Raw genomic sequence first — 3,880 nt, 5'->3', positions numbered from 1 at the left:
TGGTGCCGAGGTCGTCGTTGTTGGGGAAGGCCGCGGAGGTGGGGGTGTCTTTGTAGAACTGGTTGAGCATGCGGTTGACGACGGATTGGGTGTGGGAGGGTGCGCCGGTCCAGTTGTAGAACCAGGGTGTGCCCAGGTCGAATTCGTTGGACAGGAAGGACTGGTTGCCGTTGGAGCCGTCCATGGTGGTGAAGAAGCTGTCCAGCAGCGAGTTGGTGGCCGAGTTGCCGCCCAGCAGCTTGGCCTCGGCGGGCTGATCGAAGGGCACGACGAAGCGGTACTGGGCTGCAGTGCCCTCGATGAAGCCGTTGGAACTGGTCGGGGTGATGCTGACGAAGTCGCCGTTGGCGTTCGTCGGGTTGATCAGGCCGTTGCCGGTGTTGAAGATGTGCTTCCAGTTGTTGGCCCGGGCGTTGAACTTCGTGGCGTTGGCCGAGTCGCCGAGGGTGGCGGCGAAGCGGGAGAGGGCGAAGTCGGCCTGGTCGTATTCGAGGAGGCTGGCGGCCGAGCCGTGTACGTTGCAGCAGCCGAGGTTGCCGTTGTACAGATCGTCCGGCAGGTAGCCGTAGGTGTTCTCCAGTGTGGTGCCGCGGCGCACGTTGTTGTCCGTGGTGGCTTCGTGGAGCATGTCCGACAGTGCGGTGGCGGTGTCGAAGTTGGTGGCGCCGAAGGCGTAGTAGTTCGCCAGTGCGGCGGTCGCCGGGTCGCCGGCCATCACCCAGTTGTAGAAGTTCATGAAGCCCCACTGCGGGAACGTGCCGCCCTGGGCGTAGTCGTTCACCAGCGACTGGGCTATGTCAGAGGTCTGGGTCGGCGCGACCAGTGCTGAGAGTTGGGTCTGGGCGTGATAGACGTCCCAGCCGGAGAACTGGTCGTACTGGCCGTGGCCGGACGCGGCCGTGTGCACGGCGTTGTCGAAGCCCATGTACTGGCCGTTGACGTCGCTCACCAGGTTCGGGTGCAGCAGCACGTGGTACAGCGAGGTGTAGAACAGCTGTTGCTGCGCCGCGGTGCCGCCTGCGATCTGGACCTTGTTCAGCAGGGTGTTCCAGCTGTTGTGCGCCGCGGTCTGGGTCGCGTTGAAGTCGAAGCCGGTGTTCTCCGCGGTCAGGTTCGCCTTGGCGTTGGCGGCGCTGACGAACGACAGACCGACCTTGGCCTGCACCGCGTGGTTGGAGCTGGCGTTGAAGGTCAGGAACACCGAGTTCGGGCCGGGCTGGCCGGTCTCGGTGATGATCTGCGAGGCGGTGAACGGCTGGTCGAAGACCATGTCGAAGCGGACCGTGTAGCTGCCGGCCTCACCGCAGAAGTTGCCGCTGGTGGCGGTGCCGGTGACCTCGTTGGTGCCGACGATCTGCGCCGAGGTGGCCGAGGTGCCGTTCTGGCTGTCCATCAGCTTGATCAGGACGTCGGCCTGGTTGGTCGACGGGTAGGTGAAGCGGGCCATGCCGGTGTGCGGGGTGGCGGTCAGCTCGGTCTTCACCGCGCTGGAGCCGGTGGTCACGGTGTAGTAGCCGGCGTTGCCGACCTCGCCGGTGTGCGACAGCGGCTCGGTGTGCACGCCGGGGTCGCCGGAGGGCAGGGCGCCGGTCATCGGCAGGATCGGCACGTCGCCCATCGCGCCGCAGCCGGGGCCGGCCATGTGCGTCAGCGAGAAGCCGCGGGTGGAGGTGGCGCCGTAGTCGTAGCCGCCGCCGTCGTTGCGGCTGCCGTTGGGGGAGTCCGGGCTCCACTGGACCATGCCGAACGGCACGTCGGCGCCCGGGAAGTCGTTGCCGCCGCCGCTGGTCATCACCAAGGTGTTGACCGTCGAGGCCGGGTCGGCGACGAAGCCGGCGGCGTGCGCGGCGCCGGTGCTGAGGACGGTGCCGGCGGCGGTGGCGGCGGCGAGCAGGACCGTGGAGGTGATCAGGGAGGTGATGCGGTGGCGGTGGGGTCTGTGGCTCGGACCGGTCACGGTGTCTCTTCTCTCGGGGAGGACTGACAGAGGAGGACTGACTGGCTGATTGTGAACGTTCACAGCGCACCGGGGATTGTCTGGCTCCTGAGATGAGTTGTCAATGGGCACGAGGGGGATTTGAGCCTGGTAACGTTACCTGGCAGGTGTGGTAACGGGAGTGGTAGAGGGAGTCGGTAGGGAGTCAGAGGGAGTCAGAGGGAGTGGGGAGCCGGGAGTTGGGAGACAGGGCGCGAGGGCGGGAGGGGTGATGGCGGAGCGGCCCACGATGAAGGATGTGGCGCGGGCGGCCGGGGTGTCTTTGATGACGGTGTCGCGGGTGGTGGCCGGGGAGGCGGGGGTGGCGCCGCAGACGGCGGCGCGCGTCGAGGAGGCCATCAGGACGCTGGGGTATCAGCGCAACGACATCGCGCGGAATCTGCGGCGCAAGGCCCAGGACTCGCGGACCATCGGCTTGGTGGTCGACGATCTGGCCAACCCGTTCTTCTCGGCGCTGGCGCGCTCGGTCGAGGACGAGGCCTACCGCCGTGGGTTCCTGGTGCTGGTCGGCAGCACCAACGACGATCCGCGGCGGGAGCGCGACGTGGTCTCCGCGTTCTGCGCCCGCCAGGTCGACGGCCTGGTGCTGGTGCCGACCGGCGGCAACCGGGCCTTCTTCCGCGCACAGATGGCGCGCGGGGTGAAGGTGGTCTGCGTCGACCGGCCGGCCGCCGGCTTGCCCGTGGACTGCGTCGCCGTCGACAACCGTGCCGGGGCGGGCACCGCGGTCCGGCATCTGCTCGTCCACGGTCACCGCCGCATCGCGTACCTGGGGGACCGCCAGGAGATCTGGACCCAGCGGGAACGCTTCGCAGGGTACGAAGAAGCACTGGCCGCCGCCGGGCTCGCGGTCGACACGGCGTTGGTACGCCACGGTCTGCGCGGACACCAGGAAGCGGCCGCCGCGATCGGCGAACTGATGGCCTCCTCCGCACCGCCAACCGCGCTGTTCTCCGGCAACGACCTGGTGACACTCGGCGCCGTCGAGGCCGGGGCATCCCGGCGCTTCGCCCTGGTCGGCTTCGACGACTTCCTGTTGGCGGACAAACTGAATCCGCCGGTGTCGGTGGTGAGTCAGGACCCCGCCGCGCTAGGGCGGACGGCTGCGCAGCTGCTGTTCGGGCGGATCGACGGGGACGACGCGGCGCCGAGGTCGGTGGTGTTGGAGACGCGGTTCGTGGATCGGGGGTCCGGGGGGAAGGTGGGGGAGATGGCGGAAGCGGCGAAGGTGGTGGAGGTGGCGGGGACAGGGAAGGTGGCGGAGGTAGCGGAGCTGGCGGGGACAGGCGAGGCGGGGGAGTGATGAGGCCCAGCCGGTGCCGGGCCCGCCGGCGGTGTCGCGTCAACGAGAACCGCGACACCGCTCGGCGAGCTGCTCAGGGGCCGTCCGCTGTTTGCGCCGGGGTGGCACGCGCGGCGCTGGGCTCAGCCTCGGGTTCAGCCTTGGGCGCAGCCTTCGAGAGTATGCCTACGACAGCGCCGACCAACAACCGGTGGCCGAGGCGTGAGCCGGGTCCAGCGTGTTGACTGTCTCGGGCAGCGCGATCTTGTCGGTGGTGCCGATCGCTACGTGCTCCGAGAGGTTGACGGGGCAGAGGTCCTGGGGCGGCAGGTTGCGCATGTCGCAAAAGTCAAGAGCCAGGCAAAGTCAAAAGCTGGGTAAGGCAGGCGCCTCCGGCGAGGGCCTCTGATCCCTCGGAGAACTGGCGCTGCTCCATAGGGGGGTGGCTGCTAGTCCCTGCGGCGGCGGTTTGTGAGGTGGGGGTTTGTTCCCCTCGCTCACGTCGGCAGCCCTACGGGTACAGCACCGCCGCCCAGGTATCAAGTCCATGCCGCTGCGGTGATGGTTGTTGGGCTGCGGTTGGGCTTGCATGAACTTGACAC

Annotated in this window: 3 protein-coding genes; 1 reads left to right on the top strand and 2 read right to left on the bottom strand. The window is 68.2% G+C overall.

Annotated features, from left to right (window positions below):
* On the bottom strand, window positions 1-1,957 hold a 1,957-nt coding region (locus ABD481_RS46280), incomplete at its 3' end, for a GH92 family glycosyl hydrolase (protein WP_344672308.1).
* A gap of 250 nt (window positions 1,958-2,207) precedes the next feature.
* On the opposite strand from ABD481_RS46280, the gene ABD481_RS46275 reads away from it, so the two are divergent.
* Window positions 2,208-3,299 (top strand): LacI family DNA-binding transcriptional regulator, encoded by a 1,092-nt coding sequence (locus tag ABD481_RS46275; RefSeq protein ID WP_344672307.1) that lies wholly within the window; start codon window positions 2,208-2,210, stop codon window positions 3,297-3,299.
* A gap of 165 nt (window positions 3,300-3,464) precedes the next feature.
* Here the strand turns inward: ABD481_RS46275 and ABD481_RS46270 are convergent, their stop codons facing one another.
* Window positions 3,465-3,617, bottom strand: coding sequence for a hypothetical protein (locus tag ABD481_RS46270; protein WP_425559442.1), 153 nt, complete (start codon window positions 3,615-3,617; stop codon window positions 3,465-3,467).
* Window positions 3,618-3,880: the final 263 nt, after the last annotated feature.

It is taken from the genome of Catenulispora yoronensis (assembly GCF_039531695.1).
In the GTDB taxonomy this organism is placed as follows: Bacteria; Actinomycetota; Actinomycetes; order Streptomycetales; family Catenulisporaceae; genus Catenulispora; species Catenulispora yoronensis.
This window is presented reverse-complemented; position numbering and strand designations above follow the sequence as displayed.

Excerpts from the sequence above, each read along its gene's own strand:
- ABD481_RS46270 (WP_425559442.1), bottom strand. The coding sequence starts at position 3,617 with ATGCGCAACCTGCCGCCCCAGGACCTCTGCCCCGTCAACCTCTCGGAG.
- ABD481_RS46275 (WP_344672307.1), top strand. The coding sequence starts at position 2,208 with ATGGCGGAGCGGCCCACGATGAAGGATGTGGCGCGGGCGGCCGGGGTG.